Source organism: Salinibacillus kushneri, assembly GCF_900111405.1.
GTDB lineage: Bacteria > Bacillota > Bacilli > Bacillales > Alkalibacillaceae > Salinibacillus > Salinibacillus kushneri.
On the sequence record NZ_FOHJ01000010.1, the window covers coordinates 36,479 to 56,744 of the forward strand.

The following is a 20,266-nucleotide window of genomic DNA, read 5'->3' on the forward strand; positions in this document are numbered from 1 at the left end:
AAAATGGAGGATCATAATGGAATTACAGAAGTTAAAAGCCGCAACAGAAGGATTATTATTTGCTTCAGGGGAAGAAGGTCTAAGTAAAAAGCAATTAGCAAAAGTACTGGATGTTGATCAAACAACAGTTGATGTCATTGTTGATGAACTAAAATATGATTACGAGCATGAACAACGGGGAATAACCATTATGCAATCAGCTGATTATTTTCATTTAACAACAAAGCCTGAGCATGCACCCTATTTTGAGAGACTTGTGCAAACCCCATCCTCCTCCCGTCTTTCTCAGGCAGCTCTTGAAACATTGGCGATTATCGCTTATAATCAGCCGATTACACGTACCGAAATTGAAGAGATCAGAGGAGTAAACAGTGATGGACCTGTCCAAACGCTCATATCACGACAATTAATCGAAGAGGCAGGTAGAAAAGAAACAAGTGGAAGACCGATTCTTTTCATTACAACAACCCAATTTTTATCCTTCTTTGGTCTAACCTCTTTAGATGAATTACCACCATTACCTGAGGAATTACTTGATGAAAATATTGAACTTGAAGCAGATTTGTTTTTTGAGAAATTTAAGAATGAAGAAGATGATGATCTATAATTTATCTGATTTTTCTAACAAAATATGATATGATAGAAATAAATGAAATCAATAGGGGGATGGGGGTTGGAAATAAAAGGTTTTAAGGGTCGTCAGTTGGAAAAAAGTGTTCCTGCATCACCAGAGGATGGATTTATTCGTTCAGAAGTTGCTTATATAGACAATGGCTTTGAGAAAGAATTTCATATGGTTTATCTGGAATATTTTGACCAGAAATTTTCGGAGGTTACACCATATGAAAACAATCCTATTATTTCATTTCATAATTACCGGTATGAATTTAAAGATGTCGCAGCATTAGCCGTACTTTTAACATACCCGCAATATAAACATCAAAAAAGATTATATGTTCCTGATTGGGATCAATTTGTTTCATTATTAAATCAAGTTCAGTGGAACACCGTGGAAACGATCATACAGGAGGAGTCACAGGAGTATTTAAATCAGTAAATTACTCTAATCTGTGTTTCAAAAGAGGATTTCTGGTGGGCGAACCCAGGTGTTAAAACACAGATGGGAAATTTTTCACCAAAAGCAATGCTGAATGTATTCAGACGTTCCATATGTTCGTGAGGATTTAGAGTATTAGGAAACAGATATATAAAACAAAGAAGCTTCCTCATAATTGAGGGAGCTTCTTCACGTTTGGAGTACCTAGGCATATGATGATGTCGAGGTGATGAATATGAATGCACAAACGAAACAATATTTATACGCTCTTTTAAATTGGGCTGACGAAATAGAAGAAAAAGTAAAAAGTAATCAGCGAAATACAAATTTACCACTTGTAAAAAGCAAACTGGCCAATTGGAGAAATCATATACAAAAGTATATAACAAATAATCAAAGCATTACTCAGCAAGATCTGGAACAAATTCAGAATAATGGTAGAGAAATGATTGAAGAAATTTTATTAGAGCGTGGAAATAAGCAGATTTTAGATGGCGTTCCTATAGGTGAACACAAACTTCCTCCTTTACCTTATGATTACGATGCACTTGAACCGGTAATATCTGAAGAAATTATGAGACTCCATCATGATGTACACCACCAAAGCTATGTAGACGGCCTCAATAAAGCTGAACAAATGATTGATAAGTGGAGTGAATCACAAAATAGCCAAATGCTAAGACATTGGATGAGAGAACAGTCCTTTAATGGAAGTGGACACTTTCTTCACACGATTTTTTGGAACAATATGTCCCCGAGAGGTGGTGGAAAACCATCTGGTGAATTAGCTGAACATATAAATGAAGTATTTGGTGATTTTAATCGATTTAAAAAATTGTTTACCAATGCAGCAAAATCAGTACAAGGGACAGGATGGGCGATGCTGGTTTGGGAGCTTCGTTCAGGTAGAGTAGCCATTCAGTCTATTGAAAAACACAACATGTATGCCCTTTGGGATGTTATTCCGCTTCTTGTGTTAGATGTATGGGAGCACGCTTACTATCTGCAATATAAAACCGATCGGGCTAAATATATAGACAACTGGTGGAGAGTGGTTAATTGGCGTGACGTTCAAAACCGTTTTAACAAGGCAAAAAATGTAACGTGGACATTTGCATAAGGACATTCTTACACGAAGTAAACGCTTCCCTATCTATAGAATGGATAGGGATATTTTTATGAAATATACTTCATTTGATGGCTTAAATCTATTTTTGTCATAAGCCCGTCCGATTCCTCATATTTTAGTACAAACACCACGAAATGGAGGACTTGCTTTGAAAACAATCCAAGAACGAATCGTCGTTATTTTATTAATCCTTCCCTTTCTATATATGTCCTGGTTACCGATTACTGCACATGCTGAGCCAGGTGTTTCAGCACAGAATGCCGTTTTAATGGAGTATGAATCTGGAAGAGTACTCTTTGAGAAGAAGCCACATCAACAAAAGAGTATAGCCAGTATAACTAAAATCATGACGGCAATCGTAGCCATTGAAAATGGTCATTTAAACGATACGGTTAAAGTGAGTGAAAAGGCGGTAAGAACAGAGGGGTCATCCATCTACTTAGAAGCGGGTGACAAAGTAAAGCTTATTGATTTAATTTATGGGTTAATGCTCAGATCAGGAAATGATGCTGCGGTTGCCATTGCTGAACATGTGGGAGGGAGTACAGAAGGATTTGCCCATTTAATGAACGAAAAAGCAAAATGGATAGGGATGACCAATTCACATTTTACTAATCCTCATGGTTTAGAGGAAGAGGGGCATTATTCCACAGCGTATGACATGGCCTTATTGATGCGATACGCGATGCATAATGAGACGTTTGCAAAAATATCAGGTTCAAAAGAGTATAAAGCGGAAACGGAACAATACCCCTGGCACAATAAAAACAAAATGTTAACAAAATATTATCAATACTGTACGGGGGGGAAAACAGGCTATACAAGTAAGGCAGGTAGAACGCTTGTGACAAGTGCGGAAAAAGATGATATGAAGCTAATCGCAGTAACGTTAAATGATCCAAAAGATTGGGATGACCACACCAGTCTGTTTGAATGGGGATTTGATTCATTTGATTTACAACTGATTCGGGATATGGGTCAAATTGATATTCCTCTTCCTGGAGGAAACACAGTGTCTGGTGAAATTATCAATCCTGTTCTTTTACCCTTATCCGAATCAGAATGGAAAAAAATAGAAAATAAAACATACATAAAAGAAAACTTTCAATTAACGGACAATTCCGTAATTGGCAAACAGATATATACCTTAAACGATAAAGTACTTGCTGAACGAAACATTATTAAAGAGCCTACTATCCCAAAAGAAGAAAGTCTTTTTGATAAGGTAAAGGGTCTATTTCATCAATTAAATGGGGTTTTATAATGGTTAACTTAATATGGGTTTTTTTAGCTGCAACAGGTATCGTGTACGCAATGTTTAATGGAACAATGGATGAGGTAAATGAAGCTATTTTTGAAAGTGCGGATGAAGCGGTAATGCTTACTATTGGTTTAATAAGTGTGCTGGTATTTTGGCTTGGAATTATGAGAATTGCGGAAAAGGCAGGTTTATTAAAAGGTCTGGCCAATTTATTCAAGCCGATTTTTAAACGCATTTTCCCCGAAATACCGCCAGACCATCCGGCGATGGGATATATATTATCCAATTTTTCTGCTAACTTATTCGGATTAGGGAATGCAGCAACACCATTAGGGATAAAAGCTATGGAGGAAATGAAAAAAATAAACCACCATTCATCTGTGGCATCAAGGTCTATGGTAACCTTTTTAGCTCTTAATACGTCAAGTGTTACATTAATTCCTACAACCGTAATCGCTATCCGAATGCAGTATAACTCGGCAAATCCTACAGAAATAGTCGGGACAACCATTATCGCGACAAGTATTTCAACAATAGGTGCTCTTTGTATTGATCGTTTCTTTTATTACCGAAGAGTGCGGAGGAATAAATCATGAGTATTATTACGACAATTAGTACCTGGATTATTCCATTTATTATACTCATTGTATTGGTTGCAGGAACGTTAAAGAAGGTTCCAACCTATGAAACGTTTGTAGAAGGAGGGAAAGAAGGGGTACGAATGGCTATATCTCTTCTCCCTTTTTTATTAGGAATGATTGTAGCGATTTCCATTTTTAGAGCTTCAGGAGCAATGGAAGGATTTGTGGCATTAATCTCTCCTATTTTGCAAATACTTGGAATACCTAGTGAAATTGTTCCTTTAGCTGCGGTTCGTCCGATTTCAGGGACGGCTGCCCTGGCAGTTACAACAGACTTAATTAAGGAGTTTGGTCCGGATTCCTTTATTGGAAAGCTTGCATCTACAATGCAAGGGAGTACAGACACTACTTTATATGTATTAACGGTCTACTTTGGTGCTGTAGGTATTAAAAAAATGGGTGATGCACTTAAAGTTGGACTCTTAGCTGATCTTATTGGTATAATAGCATCGATTATGATTTGCAGCTATATATTCGGATTTTAAGCGTTAACTGAGGTTAACGCTTTTGTCACGTATCAAAAACCATTCTCACATCAAGGGCAGGTGACCTAAAAATGGAACAGGAAAGACTTCAAAAAGCCATTGCGAAAAGCGGATATACATCGAGAAGAAAAGCTGAGAATTTAATTGTTGAAGGGAAAGTTAAAGTAAACGGAAAAACGGTAACGGAATTAGGGACAAAAGTAAAGCCTGATGATAAAATTGAGGTGAATAACATCCCTCTTGAAAAGGAAGAACCGGTTTATCTACTTCTCTACAAGCCAAGAGGTGTCATTTCCAGTGTGAAAGATGATCGAAATCGAAAAGTAGTGACAGATCTTCTCCCTGAAATTGAAGAACGAATCTTTCCGATAGGCAGACTTGACTATGATACTTCGGGATTATTGCTTTTAACGAATGATGGTGATTTTGCTCAGCTTCTTATGCACCCGAAATATCAGTTGGACAAGGTATATATTGCAAAAGTAGAGGGGATACCTGCACCAGAAGATTTAAAGCCATTAAAAACGGGAATTATGGATAATGGTGAGAACCTAAAAGCTATCAAACATCGTATATTATCGGTTGACCATAAGAAAAACCGGGCTATTTTAGAAATTACGTTACATGAAGGGAAAAACAGACAAATAAGAAGGATGATGGAAGCGCTTGGATATCCGGTGTTAAAATTAAAACGGGAAAGGTATGGCTTTTTAAACCTTCATAGTATGAATCCTGGTGATTACAGGGAGCTCACTCCACATGAAGTGAAGCAACTCAAAACATATGCAGAAAAAAATGTTAAATAATATTCATAATTTCATAAAAAAAAGGTATTCATTTCATCGTATAATGACCCAAAGGGAGTGGTCGTTTCATGTCTGACAAAAAACAAAAGCGCTTTATTTTTAGATCTATTGTTTTGGCCATTTTACTTGGTGCTGTTGTTTTTGCACTAGTTTCGAATATTATGAATGATGAGGAAGTCGTTGCAGTAGGAGAACAGGCACCACCTTTTGAACTTGAACAAGTAAATGGAAATGGTGTGTTAAATTTATCAGAGAATCTGGAAGGAAAGGGAGTTATGGTTAATTTCTGGGCTACTTATTGTGATCCTTGTAAGGAAGAAATGCCTTTTATGCAGAGTCTTTATCCTGAGTATAAGGAAAAAGGGGTGGAAATCGTAGCTGTTAGCCTGGATGCTACTAAACTGCGAATTAAAAACTGGATTGACAATAATCACCTTACTTTTCCTATTGTCCATGATAAAAGCGGTGCCGTAATGGATACATATGGCGTTTTTGACCTTCCAGCATCGTTCTTTATAAATCCGGATGGAACTGTAGAACGGCAAGTTAAAGGTCCATTAACATTAGACCGGCTTGAAGGGTATTTAGATGAGATTGTACCAGAGAGTGAGAAATAAAAAGGATGAGTATGGATGGAAAAAATTAAATGTGAATGTGGACATGTTAATCCTGAAGGTACTGTCTTATGTGAGGCATGCGGAAAACCGATTGAGCGTAATCAGCATATTGATGGCAATGAAAAAAATAAGCTATTAAATATGCGTTATGAAGGAAGTGCAAGAAGGTCCCAAACCAAAAACAGAAACATAGTAGACAAAATCTGGATTTTCTTTTCTTCTGTTAAAGTAGGGGTCTGGTTAATTGTCCTAACTTTGATAGCATCAATAATTGGAACTCTTTTACCTCAGGAAATGTACATACCACAAAATGTTGAACCAGCCCAGCATTATCGAGATCAATATGGTCTTTTTGGTCAAATCTATTATCAAATGGGATTTCATAATCTATACTCCTCATGGTGGTATATCCTTCTTATTGCTTCCATTGGGGTATCGTTAGTGATTTGCAGTATAGACCGATTCGTTCCTTTATATCGAGCTTTAAAAAGACAAAAACCAAAACGTCATAGTAATTTTATTCGCAGACAACGTTTGTTTGGAAAAACAGAAGCAGTCAAAAGCGAAGATATTAATAAGGCTGTTTCTCGATTAAAAAAGAAACGTTATAAGATTTCTGAGGAAAATGGTCACATTTTAGGTGAAAAGGGCCGTTTTTCAAGATGGGGTCCTTATGTTAATCATATTGGTTTAATTATCGTATTAATAGCTGCATTACTCAGATCTATGTCCACCTTTTATATCGAGGATTATGTATGGGTCCGTGAAGGGGAGACTAAGGTTATCCCTCAAACCGATGGACAGTACTATATTAAAAATAATGACTTCTTAATGGATGTATATGATGAAAAAGATGAACGATATGCAGAAGCTATAGAAAAAACTGGCGAAATGATTCCAAGTAATTACGAAACGAAGGCTGAAATTTATGAAGTAAAAGGAGAAACCATTGCCGGACAGGACCCTGAGTTGACAAAAATAAATGAGGGAGAGATCCGTGTTAATGAACCCTTAAAAATTGATGACATTTCACTATATCAGGCGAGCTATCAGCTTAATGAGTTTCAAAAGATGTCTTTTAAGCTTCATCGTAGTGATGATGAGGATGAAACACCTCTAGGGGAATTTACCTTTGATATGAGCGACCCTAAAAAAGAGTATGATCTGGGAAATGGTTATCGTGTCGAAGTCGACGAATATTACCCGGAATTTTTTATGGATGATGGTGTGCCTGATACAAAATCTAAATATCCAAAAAAACCTGCATTTATATTCTTTGTCTATGGACCGGATATGGAAGATTATGAAGTGAACTTTTTAACGATAGGAGCAAACTTGAATCCTCATAATAATAACCAATACAAAATAAGTGTAACCGGTGTAGATATGAGAGATGTAACAGGATTGACTGTAAAAAGGGATCATACCATTCCTCTTTTCATCGTTGGGGCTATTATTTTTATGCTTGGAGTTATCCAGGGGATGTACTGGTATCACCGCAGGATTTGGATTCATCCTAAAGAAGAGGGTGTCTGGATTGCTGCTCACACAAATAAAAACTGGTTTGGCTTGAAAAAGGATCTTGAATATTCTTTAGAAGGTACAGAAATCAAAATACCAGATGATCAACAGGAATTGAAATAGCAGATTGATCTAAGGAGGTTCATTATGGATTATGTTTCACTGAGTAGTAACTTTTTATTTGCTTCATTTATTATTTATATGGTGGCTATCTTTTTCTTTGCATTTACTATAAGAGATAAAAACAAACCACATAAAACATCAAAAGCAGGAACAATCGGGATTATCATTACGATTATTGGTTTTTTATCCCAAGTTGGGTATTTTATAACCCGTTGGATAGCAAGTCAGCATGCACCTGTCAGTAATATGTTTGAATACATGACATTCTTTGGTATGATGCTGGTTTTTGCGTTCATTATTTTGTATTTCATATACAAGGTGAATCTATTAGGACTATTTATTTTACCAGTAGCTGTTGTCGTAATCGGATATGCCAGTGTTTTCCCACAGGAGATATCACCTTTAGTTCCATCATTAAAGTCTCATTGGTTATATATTCATGTAACGACCGTTTCGCTTGGAGAAGGTATTCTGGCAGTAAGTTTTGGCGCAGGCTTGATTTATTTGATTCGACAAATAGACCAGACAGTAAAAAGTAAGAAAACATTCTGGCTTGAATTTATTATGTATTCGATTTTAAGTGTTATTGCATTTGTTGTGATATCTACTACATTTAGTTCTATGAATTATACGGTTGAATTCCAACATTCCGAAACAGAGACCACGGTAGAGTATCATATGCCAGCTATTGCTGGCCCAAACGACGGTGAAATGATGACAGATGACAAGATGTCTGCTTGGTTTAAAGCGCCGGGATGGATGAATGGTGCTGAAGCAGGGCGCAAGCTGAACTCACTTCTTTGGTCATTGCTTGGAGGTCTTGTTTTATACGGTGTAATTAGACTAGTATTACGAAAAAGAATTTGTGCAGCCATTCAACCATTAGTAAAGAACACTAATCCAGATTTGTTAGATGAAGTAGCTTATCGCGCTGTTACGATTGGTTTTCCTGTTTTCACTTTAGGCGGACTTATATTTGCATCTATTTGGGCACAAGAGGCATGGGATCGTTTTTGGGGATGGGATCCTAAAGAAGTCTGGGCTCTTATTACCTGGTTTTTCTATGCTGCCTTCTTACATTTGCGTTTATCAAGGGGTTGGCATGGAGAAAAATCAGCATGGCTAACCGTTATAGGTTTTGCGATTATTATGTTTAACTTAGTTGTTGTGAATCTGGTTATTTCTGGTATGCATTCTTATGCATCTTAGAAAACAGTTAGGATTTTTAAGCTGCGTATTAAGGGGGATTTGAGTGTGGAACAAAATGCAAAGATTTTGGTCGTAGATGATGAAGAAAGAATTAGACGTTTATTAAAAATGTACTTAGAACGGGAAGATTTTCTGATTGAGGAAGCAGAAGATGGAAAGGAAGCTCTGCAGAAGGCGTTAGATGAGGATTATGATTTAATTTTACTTGACTTAATGATGCCTGGTATGGATGGAGAAGAGGTTTGTACACAGATTCGTGAAAAGAAAAGCACGCCTGTTATGATGCTCACCGCTAAAGGAGAAGAAGCAAATCGCGTTCATGGCTTGGAAGTTGGTGCAGACGACTATATTGTTAAACCTTTCAGCCCAAGAGAAGTCGTCCTGCGTGTAAAGGCATTATTAAGAAGATCTTCAACGACAAAGTTTGTACAGACACAGACGAAAACAAGTGATGTACTTGTTTTTCCACATCTAACGATTGAAAAGGACGCCCATCGGGTTACCGCTGATGATAAAGAAGTCAGCTTAACACCTAAAGAATATGAGCTGCTATTCTTTTTAGCCAAATCACCGGATAAAGTGTTTGCTCGTGAAGATTTATTAAAAGAAGTTTGGAACTATGAATTCTTTGGCGATTTAAGAACAGTCGATACACATGTAAAAAGACTAAGGGAAAAATTGAATAAAGTGTCTAAGGATGCTGCGAAAATGATTGTTACGGTCTGGGGTGTTGGATATAAATTCGAGGTTGAACAAGAGTAATGTTCTGGAGAAGTGTTGTTGTTAAACTATGGTTTACCATTTTACTATTTTTCTCATTTGTTCTCCTCACCCTAACTATTTTTTTACTGCAATTCTTCCAAAACTTCCATGAAACACAGGCTAGAGAAGAATTGGAACAGGATGCGAACAAAATCATTAGTGTGATTAATGGACAAGATGACCGTCAATTAATGACGACAACCATTGAACAAATTACAGATCCATCCAAACGTGTCGTTTTAGTTTTTAACAGGGAGGACTATTGGAAATCATCAAGTAAGGATCAGGAGCTTGAGAGCCTTGATATTAATTGGTTTTATTCCAATGAGGAGTTCAAGCAGGTTCTAAATCATGAAGATTCTACTTATCAAAAGACAACATTACCTGATACAGACCGGGAAATTTTAATTGTGGGACAACCTTTAGAAAACCAAAATGGAGCCGTGTTTCTTTACGAATCCTTAGATATTGTAAAAGAAACAACGTCCCAGACAACAACACTTATATTTATAGCAGCTGGTATTGCTATTGTTTTAACAACCTTTTTTGCATTCTTTTTATCAACAAGAATAACCGCACCTCTTATAAAAATGCGTAAGGCAGCATTAGAATTAGCTAAAGGAGAATTCCATACAAAAGTACCGATATTAACACGTGATGAAGTTGGTGAGTTAGCCATTGCCTTTAACCGAATGGGAAGGCAATTAAAATACCACATTCAAGCACTAAATCAGGAGAAAGAACAATTGTCCAGTATCCTTTCATCAATGGCTGACGGGGTTATCACCTTTAATCGTAGCGGTGAAATGCTTGTGACCAATCCGCCCGCCGATCGATTTTTATCATTGAGCACCTTTGAAAAAGGCGATAATCAGGAGGAAGAGGTCACTCCTTTAGAATTGAAATCTACATTGGAACGGGTCATTGCATCTGAGGAAGAGGTTACTCAGGAAATTCAGCTTCAAGGCAGGACCTTTGTTGTCATAATGTCTCCTTTATATGATCAGCTCTATATTCGTGGTGCTGTTGCTGTTATTCGTGACATGACAGAGGAACGAAAGCTCGACAAACTTAGAAAAGATTTTATCGCTAATGTATCCCACGAATTGAGGACACCTATATCGATGCTGCAGGGATACAGTGAGGCGATTGTAGATGGAGTTGCTGATTCCAAAGAGGAAAAAAATGAACTGGCGCAAATTATTCACGATGAATCCATGCGAATGGGCCGTCTTGTTAATGAACTACTTGATATTGCCAGGATGGAAGCAGGTCATATACAATTGAATGTTCAAGAGGTTGAACTTGAACCATTCTTAAATAAAGTGTTAAATAAGTTTAAGGGAATGGCAAATGAGAAAGAAATCACGCTTAAGCCTCAATTTCAATTAGAAGAGCCTGTCGTTCGTTTTGACCCGGATCGAATGGAACAAGTATTAACCAATCTGATTGATAATGCAATTCGCCACAGCTATAAAGAAGGTAATGTTGAATTACAAGTGATTTCAAATGGGGAGCATATGAAGTTTAGTGTTAAAGATTCAGGAAGTGGCATTCCTGAAGAAGATTTACCCTTTGTATTTGAGCGTTTTTACAAAAGTGATAAATCCCGAGTGAAAAGAAAAGGTAGTAATGGCACAGGCTTAGGGTTAGCAATAGTAAAAAATATTGTAGAGGCTCATAAAGGGAGCATTGATGTGCATAGTAAACAAAATGAAGGAACAACTTTTATCTTTGTTATTCCAAGAAATTTGTAAAAATATATAGAAAGTAAGCATTTTTTAGCTGAAAACATCACAATGTTGATAATAGTGCTGATAAATCTTGTTTCATATGAAAACCTTTGTCTCAAATAGGCAAAGGTTTTTTTATTTTTGATTGGTTTAAGCTTTGGTTATGTTAAAATATGATGGACGTTTTTCAAAGGTTTTTGTAACGTTTCACGGTATCATTCGACTATAAGGGTAGAAGCGGGAGGCTTTAAGGATGAAGGAAGTCTTTCATAATTTATATGATAAATATCATCAGGATATCTTTCAGTTTTTATTTTATATGGTAAAAGATCGTAGTTTAGCAGAGGATCTTGTTCAGGAAGTTTATGTTAAGGTACTGAAATCTTATCATAAATTTAAAGGAGACAGCTCTGAGAAGACCTGGCTTATTTCGATTGCGAGACATGTAGCAATTGATTATTTCAGAAAACAGAAGCGAAAACAAAAGAAAATGATTCCCTCTTTTACAGTGGAGGAGAAAAGTGATTTTATACAGGACAAAGGCAAAATGCCAGATGAAATCGCTCTAGAGAATGAGGATATTCGCAATATGTATCAGTGTTTGAAGAATTGTAGTTTTGATCAGCAAACCGTAATTATTTTACGATATATTCAATCTTTATCTATAAAAGAAACCGCAGAAATTTTAAATTGGAGCGAAAGTAAGGTTAAAACCACGCAACATAGAGCAATTAAACGGTTGAGAAAACAGATGAAAAAGCGGGAGGAGGGCATAAAGCATGAAGGAAAATGAAAACAACAATGAAATAGAGTCCCTTTTAAAGCAAATGCCCAAAATCCAGGATCACCAGGATGAAGATGTACTATATAGCAAAGTACAGAGTCAATTAAAGAACCAAAAGGAAGAGACGCCAAAGAAACATTTTTGGAAGATTCCTGCGTTGACTTCTGCTGCATTAATCCTTTTAGCCATTATAGTGATTTCTGTTATACAAAATCAGAACCACCCCGGTAAATACGTTCAAAATGAAGAGAATTCCATCACTGGAGGAGACGAAAACTCGCCTGTTGAAAATGGGGATGGGTCCGTAAATAACTCGACAATGATGACTCCTGAAGCAAATAGTGAAAGTACGGCGAATGGAGAGTCTTCATCCTTACCTAAATCCAAAGACCTGGCATCTGAAGCTTTTTCAGGTTTGAAAACAGGAATGACCTATGAGGAAGTGATTGAGGTTATCGGTTCGCCAATTGAATATGAGGATACCGATAATCAGAGGAGCCTTAAATATTCTGGGGAAGGTTATGGAGTTCAGTTAAAAATGAATAGCGACCAGCAAACAGTAGAAGAATTTACATTTAAACCGCAATTTCTTCAAAATGCACCAGATAGGCTTACACTGGATAAACTATTTTTATCGGAGACGATTGATGAAATAAAGTCATTATTAGGTGAACCTGGGGAAGTAGAATCAGTAAGTTGCTTTGAAAATGCGACCTGTGAAGAATTTATTTATTCAGTTAGCGGTGGCTATCAAATTATCATACGAACATCCTGGAACCATGAGGATATTGAATATATAAAATTGTTAAGGCAGGATAATCGTTAAAAATAATCAACTGGCAGGACTTTTCCAGTGAAAACCTGCCAGTTGATCAATTCATTATTCAATCCTGAATTGCTTAATTTATTCAAATTTATCCGGATCCCCATTAAATGGTTCATCTGCAATACGAATAGAATCTGTTGGACAGCCATCATGAGCATCCTCCAAATCCTCTATTAAATCTACTGGAACCTTTGAAATCCCTTTATTGTTATCTAATAGACAAAAGGAAAGTCCCTCTTCATCGTAGTCATATATTTCTGGCGCAGTTGCTCCACATGCCCCGCATGCGATACATGTTTCCCGATCAACTATGGTGTATTTTGGCATTTACTGTCCTCCCTATCACCTAGTCTTAATAAATTTATAAGGAAAAACGATTATTCCATCTACTTATCATGTTAAATTTTAAAACTGTTAAATTAACTTTTCAACTGATATCATGTATATTAGCAAGAAGGAAGGAATTTTGCAGAATATTATCATAACCTGCTGAAAGGAGGGGAGGCAGTGTATTCAGCCATATTGTTAAAATGTATTACAAAATTGCAAAATGAGAGAAGTCCTTCTTCTATCTATCATTTACTAAAAGGAAAACGCTCATCGCAAACCATTCAGGATGCAAAAGCGTATGGTCTCTCCCCCTTTTTTGGCATCTATAAAACGCTATCGAAAAAACAATTTCAGAACAGCCTGTCCATTTTGCAAAAAGAGAATCTTATCACGTGGCTGGATGACGATCAATTAATGATAACAGAAGCGGGCAGAATATCTCTTCAAACTGATATGGAAGAATCGCCGGAATTGGACTGGTTGGATGGATTTAATGTCCACCATATTGCCCCGCAATTCTGGTTAAGACTTCTTTTATGGATTCAAACAGGATCCAATTTGCTAAAAGATGAGTCACACTTTATTCCTGTACATGATCAATGGGAATCCGTAGATTGGGTGAGACAGTTTTACCGGAATAAAAAGAAAGATTTAGAGGGTCATTTTACGAATCTATACCAAGAGCTATATAGCTTATTAAAGCTCCATCGTTCATTTCATGCTGATATAGTGGTTTCAAGGCTCACCGGTTATAAAAAAATTGGTTTAAGCAAACAACAAATTGCGGAAAAATGGAAGCTTCCCATAGAGGATGTAGAAATGTACATACAGTCATCCATCCATTTCATCGTTAATAAGGTATGTCAGAATCAAAGCGAATTCCCTGCATTATTAGCATTCATACCTGAAAAATTGAAGCAGTTACCACTTACAGATTCAGCTGCTAAAACCTATTACTGGTTAAAACAGGGGTATTCAATAGAACATATTGCTAAAAAGAGAAGGCTTAAAATAAATACTATTCAGGATCATTTGATTGAAATCACTTATGTTGATTCATCCTTCTCTATTGATTCATATGTTGCTAAAGAGGACAAGGAAATGATTAATCGAACGATAGATGAATTAAATACCAAACGGTTAAAAGTAATAAAAGACCATTTACCAGATTCTGTTAGTTATTTTATGATTCGTATGGTTATGGCTAAAAATTATCAGTAGAGGGATTAGGTCTATGAATAAGATGAATCAAAAGGAATTATTAGACACATTGCAGCATCAATTTGGCTTTGATGAATTTCGGGAAGGTCAATATGACATTATCCAGGATATATTTTGTGGAGAGGACGTTTTAGGGATTTTGCCAACTGGTACGGGAAAGTCTTTGTGCTATCAGCTTCCTGCTTTTTCATTTGAAGGGGTTACAGTGGTTATTTCTCCGCTCGTCTCACTAATGATAGATCAGGTGAAAAAGCTAAAAGCAAAAGGCTTTAAACGTGTGACGGCCATCAATAGTTTATTAGACCATAATCAAAGAGATAACATATTTGCCCATTTAAATGAGTATAAGTTAATCTATTGTTCTCCTGAAATGCTACAAAATCCTTTCTTTTTTAAGCATTTAAAAACCTTAACAATTTCACTGTTTGTTGTGGATGAAGCCCATTGCATATCACAATGGGGACATGAATTTAGAACAGATTATTTAAAGCTTAAGGATAGTATAAAAAAGCTCGGTAATCCGACTGTTCTAGCGCTGAGTGCAACAGCCACTCCACAAGTACAGGATGATATTCAGTACTTTTTAGACAAACCAAATATGAAAAAACGTATTTATTATATGGACCGGCCTAATATTGCCTTTTCTATAGAGCATGTAAGTAATTGGCAGGAAAAGGTTAATAGAATAACAGATATATTACAACATAAGCCAGTACCTACAATGATTTATTTTTCAAGTCGGAAATGGTGTGAAAAAGTTAGTGAGATATTAAAAAAGGAATTAGGTTCATTGCGGATCGCTTATTATCATGGTGGAATGGAAGCAGATGATCGCCTATTAATTCAGCAGCAATTTATGAACCATCAATTGGATGTTATTTGCTGTACTAGCGCTTTTGGGATGGGAGTGGATAAACAGGATATTCGTCTTGTTATTCATTTTCATTTACCTGCTCAAATGGAATCTTTCATACAGGAGGCAGGCCGAGCGGGGCGAGATGGAAAAGAGAGTGTAAGTTTAGTTTTGTATACAGATGGAGATGAGCAGATTCCCTTACGCTTAATTGAACAGGAATTGCCAACTGAAAAACAAACAGAGAATATATTTCAGGATATAAATAAGTGCAAAACATCTTCACTACCACTAAAAAAAGTAAAAGAAGAATTGATTTTTAAAAATGAGTTAACCGAAACCCAGTGGAATTTTTTGCAATACCAATTTGAGAAACAGCAAATGGTACATAACGAGCAATTTCACCTGGATTCTAAATTACTAGAGGATACTTTTCAACAGATTCTTTTCCTTTTAAGGGAACGTACTACCATAAAAATAAAAAAATTATATGAATTCATAAGATGGGTGAAAACGCCAGGCTGTAGAAGGAAGGATTTATATCAAACCTTTCAGAAAGGTTATCAAAGTCCAGTCTATTATTGCTGTGATCATTGTGATTTTTCGTTCTCAAAATGGAATCCGCCAATGAATCAAATAGAGGAAAAGGTAGAGGGTTGGGAAGTAGAATTAAAGAGGATTTTTCACCAGGAGGCAATAATGTGAAAAAACAAATGAATCAAGCTGAAATCATCAAAAAAATGACGGATAAAGAGCTTTTACTTAACTTATATTTCTCACAGGGACTAATGATAGTATTAGCCATCTTGAGTAGTTTTTTCTTATTTGATTCGATGAATGAATGGTTTCAGCAAGTCCAGTGGAATCCAGCATACTTCATTTGGTATGGACTCTTACCAGCATTAATTATTGTATCGATTGACCTTATCCTGATGAAGCTCTTACCCGAATCCTATTATGATGATGGTGGGGTAAATGAACGAATTTTTCAGCATCGAAGTTTTTTACAAATCCTTTATATTACATTACTTATTGCTATATCTGAGGAAATGCTTTTTAGGGGAGTCATTCAGTATGAGTTTGGTTATTTTATAGCGAGTCTCCTTTTTGCCCTGATTCATTTTCGCTACTTACATAAGCCTGTATTATTGATTTCAATCGTACTAATCAGCTTTTTCATTGGTTACATGTATGAATTAACAGGGAACTTAGCTATCACCATTATTGCTCACTTTTTCGTAGACTTTATTCTTGCGCTTATGATTAAATACAAACGGGGTGTCATGGATGACAATAAATACCGGGAAAACACATGAAGCTTCACCAGAGGAAATTAACGAAAAAGAAGTGGATGTGTACCAATTACCCCCACGAAGCGCTGTACATAAAAAAAGAAGATCACCTAGTAAACCAGCAAAACAACAGCAGGACAATCAACCTACACAAGACAAGAAGTCTGTTCGAAGGAATGTATGGATGCTTCGAATTTTACTTGTTTTATTTGTACTGTTAGTTCTGTCGATTCCTGTCTATTATTATTGGGAAGACCTGAAGCAGCCTATCATTCCTGAACAGGATATTAATCATCCTATGGGAGAAAGGATCTTCTTTGAATAAAACAGTTTTCTAAAAGATTGTTGTCAATAAAAGCTCGCTCTGTTAAACATAGGTGTTAATTTCCGCTCCAGTGCACTCACTTTCCGAGGGCGGTCCGGGAGCCTCCTCAGCAAACGTCTGCAGGGTCTCCCGTATACCGCTCTTCCCGCAGGATCTAATCAACTTGGTAAATAATCAACCATAAGCTTTAACACAGCCAAAAAGTTAATAAATTGATAGCGTGACAACTAGATGAAATACACAGAGACTCCACAGTAAGGCAACACGAGGAATCACGCCAAGCCACCCACGGAAAGGGAAGGATATTTCCAGAGCGGATTTATGCTTTATCCATAAGTTTGATTTCGTTCGGATATTTCTTTGATAAGAAATTTTTGTCCCAGCCTCATCTCCCTAGAAATAGATTTGCTTATCTTTTTCTTCTTTTAAGATTTCTACGGCTTCTCTAAATCTTTGTGAATGTACAACCTCCCTTTCCCGTAAAAACTTTAATCCATCATTTAAATCGGAATCATCGGATAGGTTAATAATCCACTGATAGGTTGCTCTCGCCTTTTCCTCTGCAGCTATATCTTCATATAAGTCAGCAATTGGATCTCCTTTTGCCTGAATATACGTGGCGGTCCATGGATTACCTGCTGCATTATGATAAAACAAAGCATTATCATGGTTAGCATAATGCGGGGCGAGACCTGCCTCTTTCATCATTTCCGGTGTAGCATCCTTGGTTAATTTATATACCATTGTAGCAATCATTTCTAAATGGGCAAATTCCTCAGTACCAATATCAGTAAGTAAACCAATAACTTTATCAGGAATGCTGTAACGCTGATTTAAGTATCTTAATGCAGCCGATAATTCCCCATCAGCACCTCCATATTGTTCGATAAGATATTTGGCAAGGGTAGGGTTACAAGTGCTTACTTTCACGGGGTATTCGAGCTTCTTTTCGTAATACCACATGAGTAGAATTCCTCCTTCGTGAAATCATATTTGCCATGGCCAAGGTACATCATCCCAAGACCATGGGTATGTGGAATAGCTGGCACCATATTCTTTTAAAGGACCAAATTGCTTTTCGTATTGTTTCTTTAATTCCTTACTTTGTTTCACGTAATAGTTAAATTGCTGAACAGCTTCGTAATCGTCAGGATGGGTATCCAGATACAGGCTTAATTCCACTAATACAAAATCAACCGCTTGTATGTCTTCCATTAGCTTATAAAATTCAGGAGGCATGGTTTTATTCATTTGTTACTTCATCCTCCCTTCCGTTGGGATAAGGACTAAATAATGCAGGCCATAGTGTACCGTGAAACAGCGCTTCTCTAGGCTGAAATTGTGGTAAGGATGGAGGTTGAAAGCCCAAATATAAATTTGGAGGGGTATTATAGCTTTTTACTTTTATTGGTGGGCATGGATCTAAAGGGCTAATGTAGGGATACCAGTATTTATATTCCGTATGCAAAATGTTTCCTCCTTTCATGATGTCACTTTATTTCTATTCCCGTATAACATGTCTCATTCAATAAAATATGTTATTTTTAAATAAAGGGATTATTTTACGTTTGTTGAATATCATTCTTATAGATTATAGTTAGTGAGGTGGTCACTATGTTTGTCAAGGGAATTATGATTCCTAAACATCATTGTGTTGTGGCAGAAAAAAGCGATCGTTTAAAAACGATTTTAGACATTCTTTTAGCAAAAGATATTCAAGGTGTACCTGTCGTTGATGAAGAGAAGTTCATTGGAATGATAAGCAAACAAATGATTTATCAAAGTTATTTTCATTACGGAGATGAAATGAATAAAGAAACTTTCTTAAATTCTAAGAAAGCATTAGATATTGTGGATTATGAGGATTTACATATCACAGAACAGGATGTTTTCGAGAGTACGTTGACAACATTTAAAGGCTTTCCAATTTTAGCGGTGACAGACGATGATAAAAACTTTCTGGGAATTGTAACCAGGTATGATGTCCTGGAACAGTTTGAAAGTGCATTCGGTATGAAAAAGAAGGGAGTTCGAATTGCTTTTGCTTCTATAGAAGCTGAAGGTAGAATCGCCAAATTAGCCGAGTTAATTAGAAATCATCACGGAAACATCATTTCATTAGCTACGTTTGATGAAACAGATAAACTTGCCAGAAGAATTGTCTTAAAGCTGGAAAACCACGAGAATATTGATAGATTTTTAAAACGTTTAGAAAAATCTGGTTTTCGAATTCTTGATGTAAAAAACACATAGCGTATATCTTATGAAAAAACGGAGATTAATGGTAGTGTGAATGGATACAGAATATCCGGAAGTATAGACTTTAACGATTGTGACTTGTTAAAGTTACGCATCAGCAGATAAAAATAAGATTCTTGCTTTTGAATGAATGTTTAACCTTATAAAGTTCAGCCCTTGTCAATAGAACGGAGAGATTGACAAGGGCTTTCCTATCCTGTCAAATCTCGAATTACTTGCAGAAGGGACTCTGGAGATGTTTATTTTAATTATATTAGTTGCTACTTGCCTTCTTTTATTATGGTATATGTACAATCTCGCTCATAAAGATAGATTAGAGATAGTAACGATTGCTGATGAAAATTTTCCTTCTTCTTCTGAAAGCTTAAACATATTTTTTATATCAGACGTTCACAAAAGACTGATTAATCATGCTACGTTACATACTCTGGAAGATGTGGACATGACAATCATTGGTGGCGATTTATGTGAAAAAGATGTTCCGCTAGGTCAAGTGGAGGAAAATATAAAGAGACTAAAAAAGTTAAAAGCACCCATATATTTTGTATGGGGAAATAATGATTATGAAGTAAACCCTTATAAGCTTAAAGATCTGTTGAGCAAGCATAACGTTAGTGTATTGGCCGATTCAACAGAACGGTTTATCTTATGTTCTGGGGAAAGAATACAGCTTGTCGGTCTTCAGTCCTTATATTTTAGAGAAATATTAACAAGCGAATATTTCAATCAGTTTTGGCTTCCGGAATTTACGTACACAATTCTTGCAAATCATGAACCAGAGTCCTATGATTTACTAAACAAGGAACAAAAAGAACGTGTGAATTTAGTTTTAAGCGGTCATACACATGGAGGACAAATTCGAATATTTGGATTCGGGTTAAGAAGTAAGGGAGGATGGAAGAAGTTTGGAAACAAGCGATTTTTAGTGAGTGAAGGTTATGGTACGACTACTTTACCATTAAGATTAGGTACTAAAGCAGAGTGCCATTTCATCAAAATAACGAATCTAAAGTACAAAAAGCAATAAAAAGA

Annotated in this window: 24 protein-coding genes; 20 read left to right on the plus strand and 4 right to left on the minus strand. The window is 36.3% G+C overall.

Annotated elements, in window-relative coordinates; genetic code table 11:
- The first annotated feature begins 16 nt into the window (after nt 1-16).
- The 14 genes from scpB (at nt 17) to BMX63_RS13660 (ending at nt 12,954) form a co-directional block, all read left to right on the plus strand.
- Nucleotides 17-607 carry an SMC-Scp complex subunit ScpB gene (gene scpB, locus BMX63_RS13595; RefSeq protein ID WP_093136646.1) on the plus strand — a complete coding sequence of 197 codons (591 nt, stop codon included), beginning with the start codon at nt 17-19 and terminating at the stop codon, nt 605-607.
- A gap of 66 nt (nt 608-673) precedes the next feature.
- Nucleotides 674-1,057, plus strand: coding sequence for a hypothetical protein (locus BMX63_RS13600; RefSeq protein ID WP_093136648.1), 384 nt, complete (start codon nt 674-676; stop codon nt 1,055-1,057).
- A gap of 235 nt (nt 1,058-1,292) precedes the next feature.
- The gene (locus tag BMX63_RS13605) at nt 1,293-2,177 is read left to right on the plus strand and encodes a superoxide dismutase (protein ID WP_093136650.1); all 885 of its coding nucleotides are present in this window, start codon (nt 1,293-1,295) and stop codon (nt 2,175-2,177) included.
- 214 nt (nt 2,178-2,391) lie between these two features.
- Nucleotides 2,392-3,450: a D-alanyl-D-alanine carboxypeptidase family protein gene (locus BMX63_RS13610; protein WP_093136792.1), complete on the plus strand. Its 1,059-nt coding sequence runs from the start codon at nt 2,392-2,394 to the stop codon at nt 3,448-3,450.
- Nucleotides 3,450-4,043 (plus strand): nucleoside recognition domain-containing protein, encoded by a 594-nt coding sequence (locus tag BMX63_RS13615; RefSeq protein WP_093136652.1) that lies wholly within the window; start codon nt 3,450-3,452, stop codon nt 4,041-4,043. Before BMX63_RS13610 ends, BMX63_RS13615 begins: the two co-directional genes overlap by 1 nt.
- Nucleotides 4,040-4,573 carry a spore maturation protein gene (locus BMX63_RS13620; RefSeq protein ID WP_093136654.1) on the plus strand — a complete coding sequence of 178 codons (534 nt, stop codon included), beginning with the start codon at nt 4,040-4,042 and terminating at the stop codon, nt 4,571-4,573. The genes BMX63_RS13615 and BMX63_RS13620 overlap by 4 nt, the downstream gene beginning before the upstream one ends.
- 71 nt (nt 4,574-4,644) lie before the next feature.
- Nucleotides 4,645-5,379: a pseudouridine synthase gene (locus tag BMX63_RS13625; protein WP_093136656.1), complete on the plus strand. Its 735-nt coding sequence runs from the start codon at nt 4,645-4,647 to the stop codon at nt 5,377-5,379.
- A gap of 68 nt (nt 5,380-5,447) precedes the next feature.
- Nucleotides 5,448-5,996: a thiol-disulfide oxidoreductase ResA gene (gene resA, locus BMX63_RS13630; RefSeq protein ID WP_093136657.1), complete on the plus strand. Its 549-nt coding sequence runs from the start codon at nt 5,448-5,450 to the stop codon at nt 5,994-5,996.
- A gap of 15 nt (nt 5,997-6,011) precedes the next feature.
- On the plus strand, nt 6,012-7,640 hold the full coding sequence (gene resB, locus BMX63_RS13635) for a cytochrome c biogenesis protein ResB (protein ID WP_093136659.1): 1,629 nt from the start codon (nt 6,012-6,014) through the stop codon (nt 7,638-7,640).
- 24 nt (nt 7,641-7,664) lie between these two features.
- Nucleotides 7,665-8,849 (plus strand): c-type cytochrome biogenesis protein CcsB, encoded by a 1,185-nt coding sequence (gene ccsB, locus BMX63_RS13640; protein WP_093136661.1) that lies wholly within the window; start codon nt 7,665-7,667, stop codon nt 8,847-8,849.
- Between the two features lie 45 nt (nt 8,850-8,894).
- Entirely contained in the window at nt 8,895-9,611 is a 717-nt protein-coding gene (locus BMX63_RS13645; RefSeq protein ID WP_093136663.1) for a response regulator transcription factor, read from the plus strand.
- Entirely contained in the window at nt 9,611-11,368 is a 1,758-nt protein-coding gene (locus BMX63_RS13650) for an ATP-binding protein (protein WP_093136665.1), read from the plus strand. Before BMX63_RS13645 ends, BMX63_RS13650 begins: the two co-directional genes overlap by 1 nt.
- 229 nt (nt 11,369-11,597) lie before the next feature.
- Nucleotides 11,598-12,137 carry an RNA polymerase sigma factor SigX gene (sigX, locus tag BMX63_RS13655; RefSeq protein WP_093136667.1) on the plus strand — a complete coding sequence of 180 codons (540 nt, stop codon included), beginning with the start codon at nt 11,598-11,600 and terminating at the stop codon, nt 12,135-12,137.
- Nucleotides 12,124-12,954 (plus strand): hypothetical protein, encoded by an 831-nt coding sequence (locus BMX63_RS13660; protein WP_093136669.1) that lies wholly within the window; start codon nt 12,124-12,126, stop codon nt 12,952-12,954. Before sigX ends, BMX63_RS13660 begins: the two co-directional genes overlap by 14 nt.
- A 78-nt stretch (nt 12,955-13,032) precedes the next feature.
- Here the strand turns inward: BMX63_RS13660 and BMX63_RS13665 are convergent, their stop codons facing one another.
- Nucleotides 13,033-13,281 carry a ferredoxin gene (locus tag BMX63_RS13665; protein WP_093136671.1) on the minus strand — a complete coding sequence of 83 codons (249 nt, stop codon included), beginning with the start codon at nt 13,279-13,281 and terminating at the stop codon, nt 13,033-13,035.
- Between the two features lie 180 nt (nt 13,282-13,461).
- Between BMX63_RS13665 and BMX63_RS13670 the strand changes: the two genes are divergently transcribed.
- The 4 genes from BMX63_RS13670 to BMX63_RS13685 are packed head-to-tail and all read left to right on the plus strand — an operon-like array spanning nt 13,462 to nt 16,975.
- Complete coding sequence (locus BMX63_RS13670) at nt 13,462-14,505, plus strand: YpbB family protein (RefSeq protein ID WP_093136673.1); 1,044 nt, start codon at nt 13,462-13,464, stop codon at nt 14,503-14,505.
- A gap of 13 nt (nt 14,506-14,518) precedes the next feature.
- Nucleotides 14,519-16,063, plus strand: coding sequence for a RecQ family ATP-dependent DNA helicase (locus BMX63_RS13675; protein WP_245732834.1), 1,545 nt, complete (start codon nt 14,519-14,521; stop codon nt 16,061-16,063).
- Entirely contained in the window at nt 16,060-16,674 is a 615-nt protein-coding gene (locus BMX63_RS13680) for a CPBP family intramembrane glutamic endopeptidase (protein ID WP_245732835.1), read from the plus strand. Before BMX63_RS13675 ends, BMX63_RS13680 begins: the two co-directional genes overlap by 4 nt.
- Nucleotides 16,646-16,975, plus strand: a complete 330-nt coding sequence (locus BMX63_RS13685; RefSeq protein ID WP_093136675.1) for a hypothetical protein — start codon at nt 16,646-16,648, stop codon at nt 16,973-16,975. The genes BMX63_RS13680 and BMX63_RS13685 overlap by 29 nt, the downstream gene beginning before the upstream one ends.
- Before the next feature lie 393 nt (nt 16,976-17,368).
- Here BMX63_RS13685 and BMX63_RS13690 read toward each other — a convergent pair whose 3' ends face one another.
- From BMX63_RS13690 to BMX63_RS13700, 3 genes are read right to left on the minus strand one after another with little or no spacing between them, the layout of a single operon-like run.
- Nucleotides 17,369-17,938 carry a manganese catalase family protein gene (locus tag BMX63_RS13690; protein ID WP_093136677.1) on the minus strand — a complete coding sequence of 190 codons (570 nt, stop codon included), beginning with the start codon at nt 17,936-17,938 and terminating at the stop codon, nt 17,369-17,371.
- A 24-nt stretch (nt 17,939-17,962) separates the two neighbouring features.
- On the minus strand, nt 17,963-18,226 hold the full coding sequence (locus tag BMX63_RS13695) for a spore coat protein CotJB (protein ID WP_093136679.1): 264 nt from the start codon (nt 18,224-18,226) through the stop codon (nt 17,963-17,965).
- Complete coding sequence (locus tag BMX63_RS13700) at nt 18,219-18,443, minus strand: spore coat associated protein CotJA (protein ID WP_177167317.1); 225 nt, start codon at nt 18,441-18,443, stop codon at nt 18,219-18,221. The genes BMX63_RS13695 and BMX63_RS13700 overlap by 8 nt, the downstream gene beginning before the upstream one ends.
- Before the next feature lie 146 nt (nt 18,444-18,589).
- On the opposite strand from BMX63_RS13700, the gene BMX63_RS13705 reads away from it, so the two are divergent.
- Together BMX63_RS13705 and BMX63_RS13710 are read left to right on the plus strand one after the other, a co-directional pair.
- Nucleotides 18,590-19,228 carry a CBS domain-containing protein gene (locus BMX63_RS13705; protein ID WP_093136684.1) on the plus strand — a complete coding sequence of 213 codons (639 nt, stop codon included), beginning with the start codon at nt 18,590-18,592 and terminating at the stop codon, nt 19,226-19,228.
- 241 nt (nt 19,229-19,469) lie between these two features.
- Nucleotides 19,470-20,261, plus strand: coding sequence for a metallophosphoesterase (locus BMX63_RS13710; RefSeq protein WP_093136686.1), 792 nt, complete (start codon nt 19,470-19,472; stop codon nt 20,259-20,261).
- The last annotated feature ends 5 nt before the right edge of the window (nt 20,262-20,266 follow it).